Annotated in this window: 13 protein-coding genes; 10 read left to right on the top strand and 3 right to left on the bottom strand. The window is 73.3% G+C overall.

What is annotated here, in order from left to right; translation table 11 throughout:
- Positions 1–33: 33 nt before the first annotated feature.
- Positions 34–3,201 carry a BTAD domain-containing putative transcriptional regulator gene (locus tag OG254_RS29995; protein WP_405587701.1) on the bottom strand — a complete coding sequence of 1,056 codons (3,168 nt, stop codon included), beginning with the start codon at positions 3,199–3,201 and terminating at the stop codon, positions 34–36.
- A 551-nt stretch (positions 3,202–3,752) separates the two neighbouring features.
- Between OG254_RS29995 and OG254_RS30000 the strand changes: the two genes are divergently transcribed.
- The 10 genes from OG254_RS30000 to OG254_RS30045 all read left to right on the top strand — a co-directional run bounded on the left by OG254_RS30000 (position 3,753) and on the right by OG254_RS30045 (position 23,387).
- On the top strand, positions 3,753–4,472 hold the full coding sequence (locus tag OG254_RS30000; RefSeq protein ID WP_405587703.1) for a Crp/Fnr family transcriptional regulator: 720 nt from the start codon (positions 3,753–3,755) through the stop codon (positions 4,470–4,472).
- A gap of 122 nt (positions 4,473–4,594) precedes the next feature.
- Positions 4,595–5,515, top strand: a complete 921-nt coding sequence (locus OG254_RS30005; protein WP_405587706.1) for a hypothetical protein — start codon at positions 4,595–4,597, stop codon at positions 5,513–5,515.
- A 5-nt stretch (positions 5,516–5,520) separates the two neighbouring features.
- Positions 5,521–8,166, top strand: coding sequence for a hypothetical protein (locus tag OG254_RS30010; protein WP_405587709.1), 2,646 nt, complete (start codon positions 5,521–5,523; stop codon positions 8,164–8,166).
- Positions 8,159–9,757 carry a hypothetical protein gene (locus tag OG254_RS30015; RefSeq protein ID WP_405587712.1) on the top strand — a complete coding sequence of 533 codons (1,599 nt, stop codon included), beginning with the start codon at positions 8,159–8,161 and terminating at the stop codon, positions 9,755–9,757. The genes OG254_RS30010 and OG254_RS30015 overlap by 8 nt, the downstream gene beginning before the upstream one ends.
- Entirely contained in the window at positions 9,754–10,305 is a 552-nt protein-coding gene (locus tag OG254_RS30020; RefSeq protein WP_351196057.1) for a Pycsar system effector family protein, read from the top strand. The genes OG254_RS30015 and OG254_RS30020 overlap by 4 nt, the downstream gene beginning before the upstream one ends.
- 220 nt (positions 10,306–10,525) lie before the next feature.
- Positions 10,526–12,781, top strand: coding sequence for a VWA domain-containing protein (locus tag OG254_RS30025; RefSeq protein ID WP_405587716.1), 2,256 nt, complete (start codon positions 10,526–10,528; stop codon positions 12,779–12,781).
- Positions 12,782–12,927: 146 nt separating this feature from the next.
- Positions 12,928–16,557 (top strand): tubulin-like doman-containing protein, encoded by a 3,630-nt coding sequence (locus OG254_RS30030; RefSeq protein WP_405587718.1) that lies wholly within the window; start codon positions 12,928–12,930, stop codon positions 16,555–16,557.
- Complete coding sequence (locus OG254_RS30035) at positions 16,554–19,238, top strand: hypothetical protein (protein WP_405587721.1); 2,685 nt, start codon at positions 16,554–16,556, stop codon at positions 19,236–19,238. The genes OG254_RS30030 and OG254_RS30035 overlap by 4 nt, the downstream gene beginning before the upstream one ends.
- 76 nt (positions 19,239–19,314) lie before the next feature.
- Positions 19,315–21,465, top strand: coding sequence for a hypothetical protein (locus tag OG254_RS30040; RefSeq protein WP_405587724.1), 2,151 nt, complete (start codon positions 19,315–19,317; stop codon positions 21,463–21,465).
- Positions 21,462–23,387, top strand: coding sequence for a hypothetical protein (locus OG254_RS30045; RefSeq protein WP_405587727.1), 1,926 nt, complete (start codon positions 21,462–21,464; stop codon positions 23,385–23,387). Before OG254_RS30040 ends, OG254_RS30045 begins: the two co-directional genes overlap by 4 nt.
- A 33-nt stretch (positions 23,388–23,420) precedes the next feature.
- Here the strand turns inward: OG254_RS30045 and OG254_RS30050 are convergent, their stop codons facing one another.
- Together OG254_RS30050 and OG254_RS30055 are read right to left on the bottom strand one after the other, a co-directional pair.
- Complete coding sequence (locus OG254_RS30050; protein ID WP_405587729.1) at positions 23,421–24,140, bottom strand: hypothetical protein; 720 nt, start codon at positions 24,138–24,140, stop codon at positions 23,421–23,423.
- Positions 24,141–24,189: 49 nt separating this feature from the next.
- On the bottom strand, positions 24,190–25,077 hold the full coding sequence (locus tag OG254_RS30055; protein ID WP_405587732.1) for a GNAT family N-acetyltransferase: 888 nt from the start codon (positions 25,075–25,077) through the stop codon (positions 24,190–24,192).
- Positions 25,078–25,201 lie beyond the last annotated feature (124 nt).

Consider the following 25,201-nt stretch of genomic DNA (forward strand, 5'->3'; position numbering starts at 1 on the left):
TCCGGTTTCTTCCGGGGCGGGGCCCGCGGGCGTCTACTCCCGCGTCGGCACGCCGACGTCCGTGAAGATGTCCCGCGCCTCCTGCCCCCGGCCGAGGATCAGGAGGGTGCGGGCCTCGCCGAGGCGGTGGCCGGTGCGGCGGTGGATGGCCAGGGCCTCCTTGCCCAGGGCGGCGGCTGTGGTGTGCGATCCCTGCGATGTTGCCGTCGCCGACAGGGCGGTGAGGGCCTGGCCCTCCACCACGCCGAACGCGTGGTCGCGGGCCAGGGTCAGGGCTTGTTCGGCGTGGGCGCGGGCGTCGTCGTAGCGGCCCATTTGCTGCTGTACGAGGGAGAGGCCCAGGACGCATTCCGCCTCGATGCGTCTGTAACCCGCCTCGCGGGCCAGGGCCACAGCCTGGCTGCCGGCTCGCATCGACCGGTCGAGACTGCCCAGCTTTCGGTGGGCGCCGGCGATCGTGTCCAGGATGCCGGCCTGAATCCAGCGCCGCGCTCGGCCCTTGCCCATCGCCAGGGCGCGCTCGGCCTGTTCAAGCGCCTCGTCGTCGTGGCCCAGCTCGATGTTGATCCGCGCGACGAGGTTCAGCATCATCGCGCTGTCACTGCGATGGCCGCCCCTCCTCGACGGGGTGACCCAGGGCGCGAGGGTCTCAAGGCCGTCGGTCAGACGGCCGAGTTCCCAGTACACCCAGCCCAGATTCGGCAGAACCAGGCCGTTGCCGTTCCAACCGACTTCCTGGTTCCGGCTGATGGCCGATTCGAGGTGCTCGGCGGCCTCGCTCAGTCGGCCCAGATCCCGGCAGGTCACACCGAGAACGACCAGCCCCAACGCTTCGAGGTGACGGTTCCCTGCCGCGCGGGTGAGCCGTAGGCCGGCGGTGACATGCTCGTGCGAACTGCGGAGGCGCGCCATGCCCCACTCGGTCTGGGCCAGGCCGCCGAGCCCCGCTGCCTCACCGGTCGCCCAGCCGAGTTCCCGGCTGATCTCGCATGCGCGCGTGTTGTGTTCCAACGCCTGCCCGCCGTGCCCCCGGTCCGACTTGAGCAGTCCTAGGCTGCTGTGCATGGCGACTTGGCCGAACAGGTCGCCTTCGGCCGTGGCGGCGTCCAACCCCGTCTGTGCCGTGGCCTGCCATGTCGCCCGCGGCAGGTGCAGCCAGAAGTCGCCGATCAGTGCGTTCGCCAGGTGCCAGGCGACCGGGCGGGGGCCGTATCGGCCGGCGTGGTTGATGATGGCGAGCAGGTTCGCCCGCTCCGCATCCAGCCACCGTCCGGCGTCCGCAGCCGACGGAACGGCCGGCTGATCACCCGCTACGAGTTCCGGCGGCAGCTCCGGGAAGAGCCAGCTTCCCCCGGTGGCCCGGGCGGCGCTGAGGTACCAGAGCAGGAGCCGCTTCACCGCGGCGTCCCGATCCGCCGGCGGCTCCTCCACCCGCGCCTGCTCCCGCGCGTACTCGCGGAGCAGATCGTGGAACCGATACCGCCCCACCGCCGCCGCCTCGATCAGATGCGCGGCGGCCAGCCCTCCGAGCAGACGCCGGGCCTGCGACACCGGTACGTCCAGCAGCGCCGCCGCCACCTCCACGGTGAAATCCGCGCCGGGAAACAGCCCGAGCAGCCGGAACAGCCGCTGAGCCCCGGGCGACAGGACCCGGTACGACGCGGAGAAGGCCGTACGCAAAGGGGAGTTGCCGGTGTCGTCCGGTGCCAGGGCCTGCAGCCGGTCGCCCTCCGACATCTCGGCGACCAGGTCCGCCAGGCGCAGGCCCGGATCGCCGGCCAACCTCGCGGCAGCGACCCGCAGGGCCAGCGGAAGGCTGCCGCACAGCCGGATCAACTCCTCGACCACTTCGGACGGTTCCGCCGAGAGGCGATCGGTGCCGAGGGCCTCGCCCAGCAGGGCGCGGGCCTCCTCCGGCAGCAGGAGGTCCAGGGGCAGGGCGTGTGCGCCGTCGTGGGCCACCAGGTCGCCGAGCCGGTTGCGGCTGGTGACGACGACGCAGCAGGACGCGCTCCCCGGGAGCAGCGGACGCACCTGCTCCGCCGACGCCGCGTTGTCCAGCAGGACGAGCAGACGCCGGCCCGCCAGCAGGCTCCGGTACACGCGTGCCTGCGCCTCGTCGGTCGGGGGGATCTCCGACGCCTCCAGGCCCAGGCTCCGCAGCAGCAGCTCCAGGGCCTCGCCGGACGCGAGGGGCGGCCGGTCGTGGTCGAAGCCGTGCAGGTTGACGTACAGCTGGCCGTCGGGGAAGCGGGACCGCGCCTGGTGGGCCCAGCGCACGGCCAGGGCGGTCTTGCCGATGCCCGCGGCGCCGCCGATCGCGGAGATCACGACCGTGTTCGCCGGGCCGCTGTCCAGCAGTGCGTGCAGGCGGGCGAGTTCGTCGGTGCGGCCCGCGAAACCGGCGGCGTCGTGGGGCAGTTCGGCCGGTACCCCGGAACGTCGCGGGGTCGGTGCGGCCAGCGTCGGGTCGTTGGTGACGATGAGCTGGTGGAGGGCCTGCAGCTCCGGCGACGGGTCGACGCCCAGGTCCTCGGCGAGGCGCTTGCGGACGGCGTCGTAGTGGAGGAGGGCCTCCGCCGGTAATCCGCATCGGTACAGGGCCGTCAGCAGCTGCCCCGCCAGTCGCTCGTCCAGCGGGTGGGCGGCGGCCAGCTCCCGCAGCCGGGGGAGGATCTCGCTGTGGCGCGCCCTGCGCAACTGCACCTCGTGGTACCTGAGCCAGCCGTCGATGCGCTCCCCGGCCAGACCGGCACGGGTCGTGTCGGCCCACGCTCCTGTCACCCCGGACAGCGGCTCGCCGCGCCACAACTCCAAGGCGCCCTGCAGGAGTTCGGCCGCCCGGTCGTCGTCGGAGTCCCGGGCACGGGCGACGAGATCACGGAAGCTGTACAGGTCGACACGCTCGTCCGGCACCCGTAGCTCGTAGCCACCCGAGACCCGGTTCAGCCGTATGTCCTTCGCCGCCGGGCCGGACCCGCCCAGCGCGGTCTTCAGGCGGCCTATGTAGCCGTAGACCACGTTGCGCACCGAAACGGGCGGATCGTCGCCCCAGACCCGGTCGATGAGTGTCTCGATCGGTACGACGCGGTTGGCCTCCATGAGGAGCACCGCGAGCACGCACCGCTGGCGAGGGCGGCCGACGTCGATCGCGGCCCCGTCCGCCCACGCCTGTACCGGTCCCAGCAACCGGATCTCCACCGGTCCGTCCTTCCCTAGGCCCTGTCCTCCGAGCGGTCATGGTCCAGGGCGTACGACCTGCGCGTACAGGTTTCCTCAACATTCCCTCGGCTCCCCCTCGGAAAGCTGACAGCCGTACACCACGGGACCCTGCACATTGGAGTACAGCCGTGAAGGTCTCGAACCCTTCCCGCCCCATGCCCCCCGCCCGCCTCACCGTCCCCTCACCCCTCCACCACCACGCCATCACCGCTGTCACAGCCCAAACCCGAGTTTTCGCCAACTCTCCATCCGTTGACCGAATCCCGGCCTCGATGCGGTCTCTTGTTCGAGTGTCGGGTCTGACCTCACGATCGTTCCTTCGGACGCGGGCGAGGTGGACACGGCCTGCGGCGGTCCCGGCGTGGCGGCGCGCGGAGGGGGCGCGCGGCGACGGGGCGACCAACCTGGCATTCCGCAACTACCGGCCAGTACCCCCGGTATGGCGCAATCCGCTCGGCGTGAACCTTCGCCCTGCCACCATCAACACCCATCGAAATTCCAGGCGTCCGGACTGCGGCGGGGGACTGGCCATGGGGCTGCTCGGAAATGAGCTGGCGTTCGCACAGACGCTGACTCCCCAGGAGCACGAGGGCGTCATGGCTCTCGGTCATCGGAAGCGCTATCCGGCCGATACCCATCTGCTCACAGAGGGGGACCGGTCCAGTCACGTCTTGATCATCATTCGGGGGTGGGTGACGGTGTCCGTGGCGACGGACCGTGGGGCCACCCGGCTGATACTCGGCCTGCGCGGCCCGGGTGAACTGCTGGGTGAGATGGCCGCGTTGGACCAGCATCCCCGCAGTGCCACCGTGCGTGCGCTCGGTCCCATAGAGGCCCAGGTCATATCCGGGGACGCGTTCCGCCGCTTTCTCATCCTGTATCCCCGGGTGAGCGCTCTGGTGATGCGTCAGCTCACCGGCCGGCTCCGCAGCGCCGACCAGGAACGGTCCGCGCTCGCCTCGCTCACCGTGCTCCAACGCCTCGCCGGCCGGCTCATCGAGCTGTCGGGCGTCGACCCCTCCGGCCCCTACGCCCCTTCCGCGGCGGGCCCGTCGAGTGCCGCCGCCTCCGGCCCCGCCGTCCAGCTGGCCCAGGACGAGCTGGCCGCCACGATAGGGGCCACCCGGGAAGCCGTCGCCAAGGCACTGCGGCTGCTGCGCACCCAGAACATCGTGCGCACCGGCAACCGGATGGTGCAGATCCTCGACCCCGCGCTGCTCGCCCTCCTCGCGGACGGTCATCAGGAGTAGACCCACGCCCCGCCGTGTGTAAACGGCTACAGACGCCTCTCGTCCCGGGCCCGACCCTGATGAGGCGGGACCCCTCCCACGGACGACCGTCCAGGCTGGCTGTGCGGACCACCTCCTCGGCCATGACGGACCACCTCTTCGGCAGCGAACAGAACACGCCAAGCGAACAGAACATGCAGGGGGCACGGGTGAACCACGACGCATCGGAACTCACCGAGGCGCACTACGAGTTGGTGATCAGCGTCGACGCCAGACGTTCCGGCGAGTACGACGACGTCGACAAGCAGCGGATGCGCGCCCGGATCTACCAGGTGGTGGAGACGGCGTTCACCCACGCCAAGTTCGCGCGGGACGCCGTACATCTGGAGGACCGCGGCGACGGCGTGCTGGTGTCCGTCGCCGGGCGGATCGCGGCGAGCCGGCTGCTCGGCCTGTGGCTGATCGAGGCGCACGAGAAGCTGCGGGACGTCAACCGCGACCTGGCCGTCCCGCTCGGGCTGCGCGTCGGCATGCACGTCGGCCCGGTCCGCCATGACGACCGGGGCATCAGCGGACGCGCCGTCGACCTCGCCTGCCGGTTGGCCGACTCGTCCGTCGCCCGGCAGCTCCTCGACGCCGAGAAGGCCGACCTCGTGCTGGTGACCTCCCAGTCCCTGTACGAGGACGTGGTCGGCGCCGGCGGCAAGTTCATCGAGCCCGCGCACTACGCCCCGGCCCGGCTGGAGCTCAAGGAGGGCGAGGTCACCGCCTGGTTCCACCTGCCCGGCCGGCCCGCCCCGGAGATCCCCGAGTCCGCGCCTGCCGCGCCGGTGCCGGCGCCCGCCGGGAGCCCCCCGCCCATCGGCGACGACGGGCTCGACGACGAGCCGGACGGCGACGAAGACGACTTCGAGGCCGTGGACATGTCCGGCCATCGGCCCGGCCACGTCGGGATTCATCAAAACGTCAGGCGTGACGCCTTCCATAACGAGAGCAACGTCTACCACGGGCCCGTGCAGATGGGCGGGTCCGGCAACCAGGTCACCGAGCAGGGGAGGGGCTGAGCCGAGTGAGCGACGACGAGCAGGCGGGTGGCGCGGCCGACGACGCCTCCGAGCAGCCCGGCGCGGGACGGTCGTCCGACGACGGCAGGAAAGGTGGGGACGGCAGGAAAGGCGGGGACGACAAGAAGGGCGACCGGGACGACCGTAAGCGCGACCGGGACGACAGGAAGGGCGGGGACGACCGGAAGCAGGACGACCGGGACAGCGGCGACGAGGACGCCTCCGACGGCGAGAAGTCCGCCGAGGACGAGGAAGCGGAGAAGGAGAAGGAGCGGGAGAAGGAACGGGAGCGCGCCGCCGGGCGGTTCAAGGAGCGCACCCGCGACCCCCTCGCCGACGACCAGGGCGAGGACGGGCCCACCGACCTCGCCGCCGCCGCGCGCACCCGCCGCGCCACCCGGCAGCTGTTCGACGTCCACCGCGACCTGATCAGCTTCGCCCACTCGCGGCTGCAGAGCGCCCACATCGGCGACAACATCAACCTCATGCTGGGCGCCCGCCGCCCCGGCGCCGGCATGCGCAGCGGCCCCGTCCCCGAGGAGGAACTGCGCAGGCTGCGCCGGGCGCACGTGCCGCCGGAGGGGTACGTACGGCTGCGCAACGCGCTGCGCGCCCGACGGTTGCTGGTGCTCGGCGCCGCGCCCGGCACGGGACGCACCAGCACCGCGCTCTCCCTGCTCGACGAGGTCACCACCTCGGCCGCGAACGGCACCGACGCCGAGCCCGAGGCCCGCGTGCGCCGGGTCGATTCGGACGGCGGCATCCGGCAGTTGGCCGAGACGCTCGACGGCGAGGGCGGTCAGGCCTGGCACGGCACCGGCCATCTGCTGGAGCTGTCCCTGACCCGGCCCGACGCGCTGCCCCCGGACGAGATGGACCTCGACCAGCTCGCCGCGGCCCTGGCCCGCCGCGAGGCCTTCGCGGTGATCGTCGTCACGGTGGGCTCGGCGGCGAACCCGCTCCTCGCCGGGCGCTACGGCATGCTCTGCCCGCCCGCGCCCACCGACGAACTGCTCACCACCCGGCTGCGTGAGCGCCTGGAGGAACGTACCGCCGAGGCGCGCGAGGACGACACGTCCCTGGACGACCTGCTGGCCCGCGCGGAGGAGCTCGCGGGCGGGGACGAGATCACCGACGCGGTCGGGCTTGACGATCTGCGCCCCGCCGAGGCCGAGTTGCTCGCGTCGCTGCTGGCCGGGCATGTGCTGGGGGACGTCTCCTACGACGATCTACTGTCCGGCTGCCGCAGCATCGCCGCCGAGCAGGCCCAGGAGTGGTTCGCCGGAGTGGACCGGGCCCTGACCGCGCTGCCGGCCGAGCCGGAGCGGCCGGAGCGCGGCACGGCCCGGTCGGGCACGGCGACCCTGTTCCACCCGGTGGCCTTCCGGATCGCGCTCGCGGTGCTGGGCGGCGCCTCGCACAGCGCCGTGGCCGCCGCCGCCCACCTGCTGACCTGGGAACTGTCGGTGCAGTCCGACCCGGACAACACCCCGGCCCGCCCGCTGTTCTGCGACGACCCGGAAGCGGACGTGGCGCTCTCGCGCGCCGAACTGACCGACGGCAAGGTCGAGGTGGACGGCCATGACGTGCCCGCCCGGCTGATCTTCTACCGGGGTTCCGCCCTGCCGTCCGCCGTGCTGACCGAGCTGTGGGACCGGCACTTCCCGGTGCGGGCGCCGGTGGTGCGCTGGCTGCGGCTGCTGGCGGACGACCCGCGCTCCCAGGTGTGGATGCGCGCCGCGGTGTCCGCGGGGGAGCTGTGCGTACGGGACTTCGACCACGGCTACACCGAGTTGGTGCGGCCGCTCGCCGAGGCCACCACCAGCCGCCGGCTGATCTTCGCGGCCACCACGCTGGACCAGGCGGCCGGCCACGCCTCGCACCGCAAGGCCGTGCACAAGCTGGTCGGCGACTGGAGCCGCAAGGGCACCGCGTCCCAGCGCTGGACCGCGGCCTGGGCCCTGGGCTACGGCAACGCCGCGGCCACGACGGACGACACCCTGGACGCGCTCGCCAAGATCGGGGTTCGCGACGACGGGGAACTGGTCAGCGTCGCCTCCCACAACGTCGTACGGCTGCTGGTGCTGCCGGACGCGGCCGAGGTGCTGGAGCGGATGGCCGACTGGACCCACCACAAGCGCGAGCCGTACCAGGACCTGGGGCTCGCGGCCACCGTGCGGCTCGCCCTGACGACGGTGGACGAGCTGCTGATGGACCCCGACTCGCTGCTCGACGACAGCGACTCCCCGTGGGGGGACCGCGGGGACTGGCCGGTCCTGCTCGCCCTCGCCGCCATCCGGCCCGAACTCGTGCCCGCGATGGCCGACTTGATGTGGACCGCGCTGAACACGGCGCGGTCGAAGGACGTGGCGATGGACTCGCTGGAGGAACTGCTGCGTTCGGCCGAGCGCAAGAGCGGCTCCGAGTGGACCCGGCCGGGGCTGGCGGCGCTGCTGCCCGCGCTGGCGACCGAGGAGCACGACCGGCGGCGGCTGGACTGGCTGCTGCGCCGAATGATGAACGACCCGGAGAAGCCGCTCCCCGAGCCGAAGGCGCGCGCCCTGTGGTGGCTCGCCGTGGAGCCGGAGGACAGGCAGCGCCAGGCAGGGCCGCGTCGGGAGAGGACGCGCGAGGAGGAGAGGTATGGCTGAGAACGAGGACCAGGCGCCCGGTCAGGACGAGACGGAGAGCCCCGAGCCGACGGCGCCCACGGGTCCCTTCGTCCGGGACTTCAACCCGCTGACGGACGGCTATCCGCGGGTGAGTCCGCGCTCGGCGCTGGTGCAGTTCTACCGCAACGGCGGCTACACGGTGAAGCGGGCCTCCGGCGTCCAGCACGTCGACAAGCCGGTGCTGGCCCGGCCGCACAGCATCTGCGAGATCGCGCTCGGCACCTATGTGACACCGCTTCAGATGGAGCTGCCGGCCGCCGGCGGCACCACCTTCTTCAAGGCCGAGGTGGACATCGAGTGGTCGGTGACCGATCCCCATCTGGCCGCCCTGGAGGTCGTCACCGACGTCGCCAACCGGCTCACCTCGCCGGTCCTGGAACGGCTGCGTGAGGTCACCACCACCTATCGGGTGACCGAGGCCGAGCAGGCGAACCGGGCCATCACGCGCGAGTGCGCGGGCGGTCGCTGGGCCGACCTCGGCTCCGAACTCGGCCTGCGGGTACGGCTGTACGTCCGGCTGCGGGTGGACGACCGGACCATCGAGCACGCTGACGAGGAGCGGGACGCGCACGCCCAGGCCAAGGTGATCCGGCTGCGGCAGGAGTCGTACCGGCGCATGCTGCAGGGCGGGGAGCTGGAGCAGCTCAGCTTCATGCTGGCCGCCGATCCCGAGGGCGCCAAGGACTTCCTGGAGAAGATCCGCCAGGAGGGCCGGCAGGACGAGAAGGACCGGGTCGCCCGGCTCTTCGCCATGGCCTCCCGGGGCGAACTCGCCACCGTGGACGTGGAGACACAGGTCCTGAACCTGCTCAACCAGGGCGACGGGCGGCCCATGGTGGGCCCCATCGGGACCGTGCCGGCACGCCGGCACCGGGAGCTGGAGGCATCCGACGGCCGGCCGTTCAACCCGGACTGGGCATCGGACGAACCGCCCAGGCGGCGGCCCCCGCAACGGGCGGCGCCCTCCCGGGGCGGCGAGTCCGACCAGCGGGGGAGCGACCGGCACGGGGACGACCGGCACGGAAGCGACCGGTACCGAAGCGACGGGTACGGAGGCGACCGGTACGGAAGCGACCGGCGCGGGCCCGGCCGTGGCGAGCCCTACGACGCGCGTGACGACGCCGAGTTCGACGAGCCCCGCGCCGGGGCCCGCCGGCGGACGTATCGTCCGGAGCCGTACGCGCCCTACGGGGATCACGACGACGAGCCGCGTTCCCGGGACGGGCGCCAGGCGCAGCGCCCGGTTCCCTCCTCGGACCATGACGACGAGCCGCGCTACGACGACGAGCCCCGCTTCCGTGACCGTCGTCAGACCTACCGGCCGGAGCGTTACCAACTCGACGACGACGTCGACCACGACGACCGTCGTGCCGGAGTGCGGCGGCTGCCGCGGCGGCCCGAGCTCGGCCCCGCGGGACCGGTCCCCGGCGACGAGCCGGAGGATGAGCCGCGCTCGGGTGACCGGCCCCGGACCTACCGGCCGGAGCCCTATTACCCGGACGACGAGCGGTCGCGTCGTCGCAGACGTGCCGAGGACGACGGCTGGTCCTGGGTGGAGGAGGACCGATGAGCGCCGACGGCGCGGCACGGACCTCCCCCGACCCGGTCGTGCCGGTGCCGGACGGGGGTCGGCACTGCAACGACCGGTCGGGGGAGCGCATCGCCGAGCGGTTACTGACGACCGTCCGGGAGGACCTCGGGCGCGCCGACTCCAAGGCGGCCGTGCTGCTCTCGGGGACGCTGGCGCTGCCCGCGTTCCTCGCCGGGTGGCGCGGCACCCCCGCCTGGGACGGGCTCGCCGACGTGACGCTGGTGCTGTCCGGGGTGCTCTGGGCCGTCGCGGTGGCCGCGCTGGTCGCGGCGCTGCTGCCGCGCACCGGCACGGTCCGCCGCGGGGACGGGGTGACGTACTTCGGCGACCTGGTGGCATCCCACGACCTCGCGGGGCTGACCGCGCGGGTCGGCGAGGCCGGGCGCGACCCGGCCAAATGGCTCCTCGTCCAGGCCGTCGACGTCAGCTCGATCCTGTCCGCCAAGTACCGGGCCATCCGCTGGGGGGTGGGCTCGCTCGCCCCGTCCGCGGCGCTGGCCGTGGTCTGGGGACTGACCTCGGGCTGATCCCGGACCGGCGCACGCACGAACCGTGTACCACCGCGCACACGCCAACGCACCGCCGCACCCCCCACCGGCGCGCACCAGCAACGACGCGCAGGCGTCACCACGTACACGCCACAAACGAATCAAGAACCTCCAGCACGAACTTCAAGCACGTATGTCGAAGACCAAGGGGACGGCCGTGGGAAGAAGCACGGGAAGACGGCAGACAGGAAGGCCCCGGGTGCGCCGCGCCGCGGCCTCGGTGCTCGGCGGCACCGCGGTGTTCGTGTCCCTGTTGGCACCGGCCGGTCAGGATCCGGTGCCGGCGGCGGACTCCACACCCGCGTTCCCCGCCGTCAACTACGCGGTGGCCGTGGACGAGTCGGCCAGCCTCGCGCCCGAGGACATGCGGGCCGAGAAGGCCGCCGCCAAGCGGATCGCGCTGGGCGACGTGTCCTCGTCCTCGCAGGTCACGGTGTTCGGCTTCGCCGCCGCGGAGAAGGCCGGCCAGCGCGTCGTGGACCCGGTGTGCCCGCGCACCACCCTGGACGCGGCCGGCCGCGAGGAGGTCGGCAAGTGCGTCGACGAACTGCGCGGCCGCAAGAAGAGCGAGGGCACCGGCACCGACCTCCCGACCGCCATCCGGCAGGGCGTGGACGACCTCACCGACGGCTCCGACGCCTCGGTGCCCCGGGTGCTGTTCCTGCTGACCGACGGGAAGATGGACGTCAAGGACAGCTTCAAGTACGGCGACCCCGCGCACCGCGAGGCCGAGGGCGAACGGCAGTTGAAGGAGGCGCTGAAGGAGGCCGCCGCGCAGAACGTCCAGATCTGGCCGCTGGGCTTCGGACCCGACCCGGACAAGAAGCAGCTCGACCAGATCGCCGCCGGCGGCTACCGCAAGGGCTGCGTGGAACTGCCGTCCGCGACGCCCAAGGCCCACAAGGTCGACGGGGCCAAGGACGTCGGCACCACCCTGGAGCGGATCTTCGCCGCCGCGCACTGCCTGCGCCACGAGGAGGGCCCCAGCAAGCGGCCGCCGGCCACCCTGGAGATCGGCATCTCCCCGCTGGCGACCGTCGGCAGCATCGTCGTCGACAAGGGCGACCCCGAGGTGAAGATCACCTACATCGACCCCGCCGGTGACAAGATCCCCAACACCTCCGGGACGTACAAGGGATCCCGCTTCGAGCTGGCGGGCGGCACCGGCACCGTCGAGGCGCTGAAGATCGTCGACCCGCTGCCCGGCACCTGGAAGGTGAAGGCCGAGGCCCCGGAGGGCCACCGCTCGCTGCCCGTCGCCGTCAGCGTGCTCTGGCAGGGCGAACTGCGCGGCGCCATCACCATGGACCCGCCCTCGCCGCAGGCCGGCGAGAAGGTCACGGTGACCATGCGGCTGCAGACGCGTGAGGGCTACGAGATCAAGGACCCGCGCGACTACGAGGGGCTGCGCGTGCGCAGCGAACTCACCGGGGACGACTTCTCCCCACTGGCCCTCGACCTCGCCGACAACGGCAAGGGTTCCGACCCCGACGCGAGCGACGGCTCCTTCACCGGCACAGTGACCATCCCTCAGGACGCCGACGGGACGGTGACGGTGAGCGCCACGCTGACCGCCACGGGCCTGAGCGCCGACACCCGCAGCGAGACCGCCGACCTCGCGCCCGGCGAACTGCCCGTCAAGGCACCGCTCGAACTGCCCGACGGCAGCGCCCACCCGGGCGGCACGGTCACCGGCACCCTGGACGTCAGCAACACCACCGACGCCCCGCACACCCTGCGGCTGTCCGTCGCCGACGTGAAGGACGGGCTGCTCTCCGTCGAGCCGAAGGAGATCACCCTCAAGCCCGGCGAGCAGGGCACCCGACAGGTCACCGTCCGGGTCTCCCCGAAGAGCGCCTTCGGCGACCGACTCGGCGACGGCCTCGACCTCTCCGGCACCTTCACCGTCGTCGACACCACCGACGACGACCGGATCCTCGAACGCGCCCCGGTCTCGGTGCGGGTCACACCCGAGCCCGGGCTCTGGGACAAGTACTGGTGGGCCTTCGTCGCCGGCGCCGTGGCGCTCGCGCTGGCCGTCGCCGCGGTCGTCGCCTGGCTACGGCTGCGCAGGCGCCGGCGGGACCCGTTCGGGCTGGTGCTGCAACTGGTCGCCGAGGACGGCACCGTCGTCAACGAGCACAAGGCCGGGCACGGCAACAACAAGCAGTGGTACGAGTTCGCCCTCGCCGAGGCCCATCGCAGCCCGCGCATCGAGAAGCGCGCGCACGGCCCGTACGCGGTGCGGCGCAGCCGCGAGGGCGGCGCGGTGGTGCGCAAGAGCGGCAGCCGCATCCCGCTGCCGATCCGCGGCCGGGTCCAGCTGACCGACACGCTGAGCCTCTCCATCGGCGGGGGCCCGGCCCCGGGCCCGCACTCGCCGGAGAGCGCCTACGCCGGTGGCAGCGGCCCGAGGAATCCCAGCACGGGCGGCGCCTACGACGACTTCCTGTGACGCGCGGGGCGGGCCGGGCCGGCACCGGCCTGCCCGCCCCCGCACCGGCACATCGCACCGCCGCGCGGCCGGCCCGCCCGCGGCACCACGGACGTACCCAGCACAATCCTGCGGCCGCCCGCCGGCCGTACAGCGGGGAGGAAACCATGAAGATCTTCCAGCCGATGATGTTCGTCGGCCTGGGCGGCACCGGCGGACTGGTCGGTGCCGAGCTGGAACGCAGACTGCGCGCCGAACTGTGCGGACCCGACGGCATGGCGCTGAGCCGGAACAGCGGCCACGCCCCGTTCCAGCTGCCCGACTGCCTCCAGTTCGTGTACGCCGACTACAGCGAGAGCGACCTCCAGCGGCTGCCGCAGTTCAACGTGGACCCGTCCCTGCGGGCCGCGTACGCCCGCACCTCGCGGGCCACCCACAACCTGCTGCCGAACTTCGACGCCTCCCCGGAAGTGACCAAGATGCTCCGGGCGGTGCTGCGCGACGAGGTCGCCGACTGGCTGCCGCCGCGCGTCGACGAGCCGAAGGTCACCCCGCTGCACGCCGGCGCCGGGCAGCTGCCGACCGTCGGCCGGGCGGCCCTGTTCGCCACGCTCCGGCACGGCCTCGGCCCGGTCCTGGAACCGCTGCTCCAGGCGATCGACGCGATCGCCAAGTCGGCCGGCGAGCTGAGCGAACTCGGCGGCGGCAAGGTCAACGGCTGTGACGTGTTCGTCGCCTTCTCGGTGGCCGGCGGCACCGGAGCGGGCATCTTCCTCGACTATCTGCACCTCATCAACCACGCCTTCCAGCTGCGCCGCTTCGACGGCGTGAAGATCTACCCGCTGGTCGTCATGCCGTCGTCGTTCTCCGCCGCGACCGGCGGCGGGCGCGAGGCCGAACTGAACGCGGCCCGCTCCCTGGTCGACCTGTTCCGGCTGGTGGACACGCAGAACGCGCCGTCGGAGGGCGCCGAGATCGGCGATCTCGACCAGGAGCCCGGGGGCGGCATCCGCTACCCGGGCACGATCCCGATCCGGCTGCGCACCGGCATCCTGCCCACCGCGTTCCTGTTCAGCCCCACCGCCGGCATCCGCGCCGACGACCTGCGCCGCTCCATCGTCTCCCTGGTGATGTCGCTGATCGGCACCGAGCTGGGCGATGGCCGGGCCCGGGGCCGGAAGCTGGCCGCCGACGACGACTTCACGACCTTCGCGGCGAGCTTCATCAACCGGGGCGTGCAACGCAGCGCCGTCTCCCCGACCGGCATCGGGCGGCAGGGCGTGTCGACCAGCCTCGTCGCCTCCATGACCGCCCCCATGGAGCAGATGGCCGACCTGGTGGCCGGGCGGCTGCTGCGGCTCGCGGTCACGGACCTCGTGGAGCAGCCGCGGGCGGCGCAGCGGGACGAGGCGGTGCCGATGATCCGGCAGCTGTTCGCCGACTCCCACCTGGAAGAGCTGTGGGAACGACGGCAGTTGCCGGTGCCCGAGCCCGATCCGCTGCCGCGCGGCGGCAGGAATATCGAGCAGGCGCTCGGCGAACGCATCGGGGACATGCAGCGGCTGCTGACCGACCTGCGGGCCGAGGCGGAGCGCGCGGCCATCTCGATGGCCGACCGGTTCGCCCCCCGCCCCGCCATCGACAAGCTGCTCCAGACCGTGGACCCCTTCCTCGCCGAACGCGTCGTCAGGGGCGTCCCGGACAGCGAGGAACCCATCGCCCGGCTCGGCTTCCTCGGCATGCTGGACCACCGCGCCCGCACCCCGCAGCGCCCGTCCGGGGTGACCGAGCAGCCGCCCAAGATCCCCCGGATCAAGGGCCAGTTGGGGGGCCTGGCGCCGGCCCGCTGGGGCGACGACGACGTGCAGGCCGCCATCGAGGAGCAGAACCTCTGGTACCAGTGGCGCTGCCGGCAGGTGTGGCACGAGGCCTGGCGCGAGCAGCAGATGCACTGGCAGCCCCAGTCCGACGCGGCCGGCACCGACCTCGGCCGACTGGTGAGCGCCTTCCGCCGGCACAGCGACCAGGAGCGTAAGACCGCCCAGCAGAAGGGCCTCGAACTCTACGAGGACCGCACCGGCATCTCGTATCTGCTGCCGCCGCAGCGCACCCTCAACCACTTCTACGAGGACGTCGTCTCCCGGCTGATCCGCCGGGAGGGCCTGCGCGAGAACGACGACGAGGCGGCGCTGCTGCTCAAGCTGGTCGACGGCGACACCTGGCGGCAGGTCCACGGGCTCAGCCGGCGCGACCCCGAGGGCTCGGTGGCCCGGGTCAAGGGGCAGCTGGAGGCCCGGATCACCCGGCTGTTCGCCGAGAGCGGCGCCCATCTGGAGGAGCGGCCGCTGCTGCCGTCCATGGGCACGCTGCTGGCCGCGGCGGCCGGCGACGCGGATGCCAAGGACCAGGTCAGCAAGGAGGCACTCGACCTGTTCGGGCGCAAGCTCGCCGGGCTGCTGCCGGTCGGGTTCACCCCCGAGGGCACCGGGCTGCTGCGGGTCCTGGTGACCTATCCGCGGGTGCAGGCCGTGGAGGAGGTCCAGGAGTTCCTCGGCAAGACGCTGCGGCTGCCCTCCGACGCGAAGAACTCCGTGGAGTACCGGGGTGTGGAGAGCGACTCGATCACCGTCGTCCTCTTCCGCAGCGAGATGAGCCTCACCCAGGTGCCCGAGGCCCGCAAGGTGCTGCGCCAGTGGGCCCGGGCCAAGGACTCCGAGCAGGCCCAGGACGTGCTGCGGTGGCGGCAGCGGCTCGGTTACCGGGACAGCTGGATGGTCAGCAGCGAGGAGGACCGCCGCGTCATCCTGCACCGCCTGCTGTGCTGCATGTGGAACGGCCAGGTGGACGTCGTCGACGGCGACCCGTCCTCGCCGGACCGGATCCGGCTGCGGCTGCACCCCGAGAAGGGCACCCAGGTCCCGGGCGTGCGGCTGCGCCTCGGGGACTTCCCCGGCGGGGTGTCCAGCTGGGCCGAACTGATGCGGTCGTACGAGCGCTGGACGGTCCTGGACGACGAGCGGATCGTCGAGGACTACTGCCGTGAGCTGATGGGGGCTCAGCCGGTGGGCCTGGCCCGGGCCGGCAGCGAACCGCATCCCCTCTTCGTCGACCTGGTCGAGAAGGTCGCCCCGCGCCAGCTGGAGCTGCTGGCGGAGCGCCGGGAGCGGGGCGGCGAGCGGGTCGAGGGCTGGGTACGCCCGCTGTGGGAGTTCTGGGCGGAGACCCTGCCCGCGGCGCTGGACACCGAGTTCGGCGACCAGCGCGCCGTGCAGCCGACGCTGCGCACCCTGCTGGAACACGTCCGCGGCGGCACACCGGCCGACCCCCGCACCCGCGAGGACTATGCGGCACCCCGGCGCCCGGCACCGGACGACGACGACTGGGGCACCGCTCCGGTCGCGCCGCGCGGCCGGGGCCGCGACGACGACTACGACAAGCCGTACGGCGAAGGCAGGCCGTACGACTCCGAGCGGCCCTACGGCGACGAACGCGGCGACGCGGAACGGGAGAGCCGCGACGGCTGGGGCACCCGCCGCGACGCCGGGACCGGCCCCCGCCCGGGCGGCCGGCACGACGACCCCGACGACTACGGCAGGCCGGGCGGCGAGCGCCGGCACGACGACTACGCCGACCCCGACCTGGGCGAGCGCCGGGGCGCGGACGCCCAGGACGGCCGGCGGCGGGCTCCCTGGGACGACGACGAGCCCGGCGACCCGCGCCGCGGCAGCCCCTGGGGCGACGAGGACCGGCCCGGCGACTCCGGCCGCAGCAACCCCTGGGACGGTGACGCGCAGTGAGCGTGCCTCAGGCCTTCCGCACCGTCATCCGCCTGGACCTGCGTGCCGGGGCGGCGGCGCTGCACAGTCCGTCGGCCCTGCGGGACAGGGTCGCCCAGGAGCTGGGCCGGGCCGGGCTGCCGGAACCGGACGACCCGCTGTTCCTGGTGGTCGACACCCCCGCCGGGCTCAACGACCACCAGACGCAGTACGAACTGCTCACCGGATACCGGGCGGTGGGCGAGGTCAGGCTGCTCGTCCTGCTCGTGGGCAGCGCACCGGGCTCGTTCGCCGGCGAGGAGGGCGGCTTCCAGCCCGACCGCCGGCTGCTGCGCCCCTCGGTGCTGCGGGCCTCGGGCAGCGGGCTGCTGTGGGCCGGCGATCTGCGCTCGGCGCGCACCGCGCTGGAGCAGCCCGCGGCCGACGACCCGGACGCGCTGTCGATCCTGGTGGATGTGCTGTCGGTGCCGGACGTCTATCTCAGCGTGCTGGAGAGCCTCCAGGCGCTGCCCGAGGCCGTCGCCGCGCCCGGCGTACGGCTGCTGGAGCAGGACCTGCCGCCGGAGGTGCGCGACCGGGCCTGGCGCGACGCGCTCACCCGGTTCGCCGGAGCGGACGACGACCTGGCGCCGGACGTGGTGCTGACGGCCTCCTCCGGAGCCGATCTGCCGGAGCCGCTGCGCGGTCTTGTGGCCGGACGCGGCGGCCGGGACCTGGGGCACCGGGAACCCGGCGGCATCGCCGACGACGCCTTCCGCGCCTGCGCGGACGCCCTCGACTACGCCGACGACGCGCTGGCCGGGCTGCGGGCCCTCCCCGGTCTGCTGCGGGCGTCGCGCCGGGAGACGTTCGAGGCGGAGGTCGACCAGGCGCGCAAGGCGCTCGACAACTACCGGGACCTCGTCGCCACGGCCCTGCGCAGCGGCGGCGGCACGGCACCGTCCGCCGCCGAGTCGACCACCCGGCTGGCGGCCCTCGGGCTGCGGGTGCCGTCGGCCGAGGGCATGGGGGAGCGGATCGGCGAGGGGCTGCGGGAGTTCGCCCTGAAACTGCTGGGGCAGGGGCTCGCCCTGCGGTCGGTGGCCCAGCGTTTCACCGGTCTCGCCGGCCGGGTCGAGCCGCTGCCGGGCTCGGCGCTGCTGCCGAAGCTCGCCCCGCACTCCGCCGAGGCCGTGGCCCGGCAGACGACGGGCGCGGCGGGTACCGAGGTGCCCGGGCTGCCGGTGGCCGGACCGCTGGCGGCGGCCGGGGCGGGGCTGCTCGGCGCGCTGTGGTCGGGGCCGTTCCTCGCCCTCGCGGTCCTCGTGCCGCTGCTGTTCGTCGGCATGGCGGCGCTCGGGTCGGCCCGGCTGCGGGGCGCCGGGCGCCCGGGCCGCTGGGCCGTGGCGCCGAGAGTCGCGGCGTTCTGCGGCACCGCGGCCGGCGCGGGCGTGGGGTACGCGACCGACTCCCCGGTCTGGATGGGCACGATCGGCCTGCTGGTCGGTCTCGGGATCGCGGTGGAGACCGTACGCCGGCTCTGGCGCGCGGCGGCCGCGGCCTGGGCCCCGGCTCACACAACCGCCGTGGTGCGTCAGGCACTTGAGGGTCTGGACGGCCTCCTCGCCGAGGCGGTCCGCGAGCACTGGGCCGTCGAGGAGCGTCTGTACTGCGCCGACGCCGCCCGTTCCGTCGCCGGGATGCTGCGGGCGACGGCGGCCGCGGCGGAGGCGGAGGCGGTGCCCGAGCCGGCGCGGCTCGCGGCCACCGGTGCGTCCGGCGGATCCGGTGCGTCCGGTGCCGGCCCGCACCTCGACGACGACTGGCTCTCCAGCGACCCCGACCTGGAGCCGGACGACGAGTACGCCGGCTCCGACGACGGGGACGGCGACTGGGCGAGCGTGTACGCCTGGGAGGACGGGGAGCAGTGGGACGAGGCCGGGGAGGACAAGGACCGGGAGAGGGACGGGGACAGGGACCAGGGGAGCAGCTCCGGGAACCCTTGGGGGAGCCGTCCCAAGGACGTGCCGCGCTGGCTGGAGCGGGAGAGCGGTGAGGGCGGTCCGGAGCTGGTCGCCACCCTGTCCGCCGATCTGACGGACGCCGCCCTGGAGGCCATGAAGCACTACTGGGGCGCCGTCGAGCGCGGCCAGGCCGGCGCGCGTGCCGTGCGGCGCACCGAGGAGCGGGTCCGCGAGCTGCTGTCCACGGCTCGCCATCACCTCCAGCACAACGGGGTGCTGGCCCCGCCCCCGTTCGCCGCCCCGCGCCGCATCCGGGCCACCTCGGCGAACCTGCTCGGCACCGACCCGTACGGGCTGGCCGAACTGGTCGGCGCGGACGCCGACCGGCAGGCGGTGGTGCAGCTGTCCACACCCGAGCAGGGCACGCTGCTCAGCCGCGACCCGGCCGCCGCGACCTGGCTCAGGTTCGCCCCGAGGGCCGTACGCGACGAGGTCGAGAAGTCCTGGCGGGCGAGCGGTTCGGTGCACCCGGAGGAGGTCCTGTGGACGTCCTCGGGCCGCTACGCCGGGCTGGTCCGGCTCACCCCGCTGCGGATGGGCGTGGTCCACACGGTCCGGGCCCGGCACGGCTCGGGACCCGACGGGACGACGGATGCGTACGACTCCTATGACAGGGCCGATGTGGGTGAGCCGACGAACCCGTACGACCACGCGGAGGGCGGCGAGGGCCACGGCCGAGGGGACGGGGATCGCTGGTGATCGGCAGCTCGCATCCCGGACCGCCGGGCACGTACCCGTACGGCCCGGTGCACATGTACCAACGAAAGGACCGCCGGTGACCAGCACCACGCATTCCCGTCCGCCGGGGCCGGGCGGGCCGCCTCCGGACAAGCTCGCGTTCACCGTGCCGTCGGGGCGCAGGCGCGTCACCCCGGTACGGGTCGGCCGCGAGTTCCGGCGCGACCGGCTGCTGCCCCAACTGCTGCGCAAGGCCGTGCTCGACGACGAGGGCCAGCAGTGCGTCCAGGTACGGCTGAGCGCCAAGGACGCGGCGAACCCGGCGGCACGCGCCCTGCTGGACACCGAGGCCGGCGCCGCCGTGCAACTGCACCAGGTGCTCGGCGACACGGAGTACGCGGCGCTCTTCCCGCGGCTGGTCGGCCACGAGCTGGACACGGCCGAGCCGTACCTGCTGTACGACCCGCCGCGCGGTACGGCCGTTTCGCGGATCCATGTGATGGGCGCGGCCGACCAGGAGATCTTCACCCGGGATCTGATGCTGGCCCTGTGCCTGCTGGAGGGACAGGGCCTGGTGCCGCGCGGCATCTCGCCCGCCACCGTGCTCTGGGACGGGGCGAAGGTCCAGCTGTGGGGGCTGGAGTCGGTGACCCGGATCGGCCGGCCGAGGCGCCCGTGGGGCCGCTCGCCCTTCTGCCCGCCCGAACAGCGCGGCGGCGACGGTCTCGCCGACCCCCGGGACGCGGTGTGGAGCGCCGCCCAGGTGCTCTACCGGCTGGCGACCGGGCGGCCCGGCCCCGCCGACCGGCCGCCCGGCGACCTCGGCGATCACCGCAAGCTGGACCGGACGCTGCGGGACGCCTTCGCCCCGATGGCGGCCGACCGGCCGACGCCCGCTCAGGTGCTCGACCTCGTCGCGCCGGGTGCCGCCCGCCGCGTCCGGCTCGCGGTGCCTCCCGACGAGACCCGCCCGCACCACGAGGCCTTCGAGGAGGCGCTGCGCCTCAAACGGCAGGCACCCGCCGCCCGGCCCCGCGGCGGTTCGGACGCCGAGCAGTCCGGCGCCGAGGTGCTGTGCCCGTACTGCCTGGAGTCCATCCGGCTCGACCTCACCAAACTGTTCGTCACCGACAGCCGGATGCAGTACAAGCCGCTGGACCTCAAGGGCATCAACAACCCGGTGCGCCGTAACGACATCATGCGCGGCGCCGTCCAGAAGTGCACCGCGGACCCGGAGTTCCCCGCGCACTACATCCCGGTGCCCTATCTGACGTACGGCCGCCCGCTGACCGTCGCGATGGTCGGCCAGTCCTCCACCGGCAAGAGCCATCTGCTGACCCAGATGATCGCGGCGATCACCGACGGCGGACTGGAGCCGTTCGGCCTGAAGTGGCAGTCCGTCAACCCCGAGCAGCACGCCCGCTTCGTACGGGACCGGGTGCAGCCGCTGCGCAACGGCAAGGTGCTGGACCACACCGCGGCCCTGGGCATGGACGACTTCGCCCGCTTCGTGGAGTCCCTGCTGATCACCGACGCACGGGGGCAGGTGCGCCCGGTCGCCTTCTTCGACCTCGGCGGCGAGGACCTGGTCCGCACCGACGCCGCGCTCAGGTTCCTGCTCGGTGTCGACGCCCTGGTCTTCGTCGTCGACCCGGCGCTGGCCCTGCCGTTGCCGCAGCTGGACCACGCCAGGGAACGCTGGGGCGTGGAGGTGAACCGGGACGGCGACCTCGCCTTCGGCACGGTCCTGGACCGGCTGCCGAAGAACGGCGGGTACGTGGACGTGCCGGCCGCGATGGTGCTCGGCAAGGCCGACCTCCTCAGGTTCCAGCCGCCCGTCGACCGGTGGCTGACCCGGACGCCGGCGACCTCGCTGGACCCGGCGCTGATGCGCGAGGAGAGCCGCGACCTCTACGGGCTGCTGCGCCGGCACGCGGGCCAGGCGTGGCTGCGCCCCTTCGACGCGATCCGCCGGTGCACCCTGCACATCGCGTCGGCCACCGGCGGCCAGGAGGACCACGGCCGCTATCCGGCGGGGGCCGGACCCCGGCGCGTACTGGAGCCGCTGCTGGCGCTCTTCGCCATGCACGGGCTGATTCAACTGCCCGGCGGCGGTGAGGCGTTGGCGGTGGGGGAGGCGCCCGCGCTGGAGGCGGTGCCGTGGGGCGAAGCCGCGCAGGCCGAGACATTCGAGAGGACGGAAGGGCCCGAGGAGCCCGAGGGGTCCGAGGGAGGGGAACAACAGTGAACGACTTCCAGGACCGGGGCTCGGTGGAGCAGGTCGTCTACCGCTGGGACGGCAACCACGGCCGTCAGGGCACCGGCATGAACGCGGTCGCGCACTCCTGCGACGCCGAGCGGGCCGAGGAACTCGGCCGGGAGCTGGGCCCGTTGCTGTGGGTGTCCGGTGCGGCGGCCGCCCGGCCGAGCGTGGTGCGGACGCTGTCCGGCGACGGCGACGTCCTGCTCGTGCAGCGCTGGCCCACCACCGACCGGGGCGGGCGGCCCAGCACCGTCAGCCATGTCCTGGTCGGCGACCGCGGCAGCCTGAAGGTGCGTCAGTGCCTCGGGCTCGCCGACGGTGGCTGGCGCAGGCAGGAGAAGGCCGAGCAGGCGTCCGGGCAGCTGCCCGAGTTCGACGGCACGTACCTCGACGAGCTGGCGTTCGGCCGGCTGCCGGGCATGCTGGAGCGGCTGCCGAAGGTCGAGCACGCGCTGATCCTCGCCACCGCGGAGTTGCTGCGCGATCCGACGCAGCGGGTGTCGCTGCTCCTGGAGGACGAGACCCCGCGCGACTGGCCCGACCGGGACGCGGTGCCGGTGGTCTATCTCGGGCTGTTCCTGCTGTTCGGGGACTGGCTGGGGCAGGAGTGGACGTTCGCCACCTGCGACACCGCCGACACCCATCCCCTGCGGCTGATGGCCGTGCCGCGCTGGGAGCCGGACACGGGCGGTTCCGGTCCGCTGGCCAGGGTCATGGGCCGGCGCCAGACCAAGCCCCGCTTCGAGCACCGGGCGGCGGCCCAGCTGGTCAGGCACCTCCTCGCCCATCGGCAGGCGCGTCCCGGAGTGCCGCAGCTGGTCGAGGAGCTCGCCGGCGGAGCGACCTTGGACTGGGAGCGGCGCCGCGCCCGGCTCCAACAGATCCTCGGCACGGACCGCACGCCGCCGGGCGGCACGAGGATCCCGGCCTCCGTACGGGACCAGGAACGCGAGCCCGAACCGGCCCGGGACCGGGAGTGGGACCTCGCCGGGGAGCCGGCCCGCGCGGCGGTCACGGCGGAGCCGAACCCGGCCGCGTACGCCGAGCCGCGCGCGGAGCAGTATCCGCAGCCGCGCGCGAACTCGGCACCCATGGCGCCGCCACCGCCTCCCCCTCCCGCCGCCCCGCCACAGCCCTCCCAGCAGCCCGCTCCCACCCCGAACGGCCATGACGCGCGCGCCCTGCACCAGAACCTGCGCGGTCACCGGCGGGGTGACGTCATGGGGCAGAGCGTGGTGCTGGCGGAGTTGCGCAGGCAGTCCGACGAGGTGCTGCTGCAGGAGCTGCGCACGGGTGAACTCCCCGTGGAGACCGTCGAGTTGCTGCTGGACGTGCTGGGAGAATCCCACCGGACGCATGCGCGCCCCCTGGAGATGCGGCACGCCGTGTGCGCCGAAGTGCTGCGAAACGACCTGTACTTCACGCCGCACGGAACGGGCGCGGAAGGCAGATCGGGAGCGGACCGGGCCTCCCGGGCGGCCCACCTCTTCACCTGGGCCGTCGCCCCGATGGCCCGCGACGAGCGGCATCTGCGCCAGCTCCAGGAACTGCTCTACCGCTTGAGCCGCGACCCCCACCCCACCACGGGCAACTGGCTCCGGCAGAGCATCATCGAACCCCCGAACGGCCGCGTCCCCGACCTGCCGCCGGCCGTATGGGGCCAACTCCTGGCGAACGCGCTGATCCGGGTCAACCGCCCACCGCAGTCCACTGCGCCACCACCCCAGACACCCCGCACCACGGTCCCACCCCCTCTCGCCCCACTCCCACAGCCTGCGGACCACCCGCCGAGTTCGCTCAGGGCAAGGATGACCAGCCGCATCGGCGGCGCGGGCTGCCTGCTCGGAGGAGGTGTCGCGTTCTGCGTCATCAGCACGATCATCGTGGTGGCGTGGATGTTCAGCTGAGGAGGCCGGCCGGCAGCCTTGAACGGGTGCCGGCTAGACCAGCAAGCCGAGCTCCTCGTGCCCGATCCCCGGCGCGCTGAGCGCGAGCCACCCGTGCCCGCGCACGCGGGTCCCGGCGCCGATCTCCGCAGGGTCGACGGAGAGCGCACCGCAGGCCTCCGCGGCTCCCGCGGTCCCCTCGACGCCGGGCCCGTCCCCGTCGAAATCCTCGTCGTCGGCGCCCGGTTCCTCCCAGGGCAAGGGCGTGCCGATCCACTCCGGGTCACTCTCGGCCGGGTAGCGACGACGGATGCTTCCCTGCTCGGCGACCACCCAGATGTCCGACCCGCCGGCGCCGTCCATGAAGAACATCTGGGCCCGGCCGCAGCGCGCACTGAGGCGTTCCACGGTCCCCATCCAGTCGTCCCAGTCCACCCCCACGACGCTGTCGAGATTCCCGAACACGAGCCGCCACCCGTCCAGTTCGGGGGTGATGAACACGGGCAGCGCGCCCCGCCTGTGCCGCAGGTCCTCCACATCGGCGCCTTCCGTCAGGGTGCAGGGGAAGCGGTCATGCAGCCCCAACACCTCGAAGACGCCCTCGTATGCGTCCGCGGGCACCGCGTACCACCAGCCCCGGGGATCCACCGGTGATGCCTCGTCACCCGCACCGGCGAGGTCGGCGCGCCGCTCCAGGACCCGCTTGTCGGATGCGTCGAGGCGGTCCATGAGTCCGGTGTCGAGGAGGGCGCGAAGGCGGGTGCCGTGGGTCATGCGGCGAGCCTAGGCGCTGGGCCACGCCCGTCGGCCGGACGGGCGCCGCTCAGCCGGTCAGTCGCTTCTCGAACCAGTGGCTGGCGTAGACATTGTCGTCGTACGCCGGGATCGCCGTGTATCCGCTCGCCCGGTACATCGCCTGTGCCTCGGTGAGTGCGGCGTGGGTGTCGAGGCGTACGACGGTCAAGTGGCGGGTGGTGGCCTCCTGTTCGAGGGCTGCCAGCAGGCGGCGGGCGAGGCCGAGGCGGCGGGCGGTGGGGGACACCCAGACGTGGCGGATCTCGCCGACGCCGGGTTCCAGGCGCCGGAGCGCGCCGCAGCCCACCGGGCGGCCCTCCTCGTACGCGACGAAGAACGCGCCGGCGTCGCCGGACACCTCCTCGGGCCGGACGAGGTCGTCCTTGTCGAACCCCTCCGGGAACCGCTCGTCGAGGTCGGCCGCGTAGGCGTCCAGGCAGGCCAGGGCGTCCGGTGCGGCGCCGTCGACGAGGGTGACGGTGATGCCGGCGAGGCGCAGCAGGCGCTGGGCGGTGGTCAGCGCCCCGGTCAGCTCGGCGCGCTGCGGTTCGCTGAGGCCGTCGAGCAGCCCGGCGACGACCACGTTCGCCCGCCGGTTCTGCTCCTTGACCTCCACCCGTCCGGCCGGCGTCAGCTCGATCATGCGCAGCCGGCTGTCCTGGGAGTGGGTGCTGAGCCGGACCATGCCCTGGGCCTGGAGCGCCTTGGCCATCCGGCTCAGATACCCGGCGTCCAGCCCGAGCCGGCTCCTGAGCTCACGCAGGGACACCCCGTCCCCGATCTCGAACAGCAGCCGCGCCTCGCCCAGCGGGCGGTCCTGGCCGAGGTAGTGGTCGTCCAGTACGCCGATGCGGCGCGTGAAGTAGCGGTTGAAGCGACGGAAGGCCGTCACCTGTTCTGCCGACACTGGCTTCATATTTCTTTGACTTTAGTCAAAGGTCCGGTCCAGGTCCAGCCCCTCCGACTCCTGTTTTGTCTGGTTTGCCCGCATGTTCAGTGACACAGCACACTTCCGGCCATGGATCGCGCATGCATCCGCA

Source organism: Streptomyces sp. NBC_01092 (assembly GCF_045039535.1).
GTDB lineage: Bacteria > Actinomycetota > Actinomycetes > Streptomycetales > Streptomycetaceae > Streptomyces.

What these genes read in the sequence shown, in the direction of transcription:
- OG254_RS30050 (WP_405587729.1), bottom strand. Translation starts at nt 24,140, where the DNA reads ATGACCCACGGCACCCGCCTTCGCGCCCTCCTCGACACCGGACTCATG.
- OG254_RS30030 (WP_405587718.1), top strand. Translation starts at nt 12,928, where the DNA reads ATGAAGATCTTCCAGCCGATGATGTTCGTCGGCCTGGGCGGCACCGGC.
- OG254_RS30005 (WP_405587706.1), top strand. Translation starts at nt 4,595, where the DNA reads ATGACGGACCACCTCTTCGGCAGCGAACAGAACACGCCAAGCGAACAG.
- OG254_RS30055 (WP_405587732.1), bottom strand. Translation starts at nt 25,077, where the DNA reads ATGAAGCCAGTGTCGGCAGAACAGGTGACGGCCTTCCGTCGCTTCAAC.
- OG254_RS30000 (WP_405587703.1), top strand. Translation starts at nt 3,753, where the DNA reads ATGGGGCTGCTCGGAAATGAGCTGGCGTTCGCACAGACGCTGACTCCC.
- OG254_RS30015 (WP_405587712.1), top strand. Translation starts at nt 8,159, where the DNA reads ATGGCTGAGAACGAGGACCAGGCGCCCGGTCAGGACGAGACGGAGAGC.
- OG254_RS30020 (WP_351196057.1), top strand. Translation starts at nt 9,754, where the DNA reads ATGAGCGCCGACGGCGCGGCACGGACCTCCCCCGACCCGGTCGTGCCG.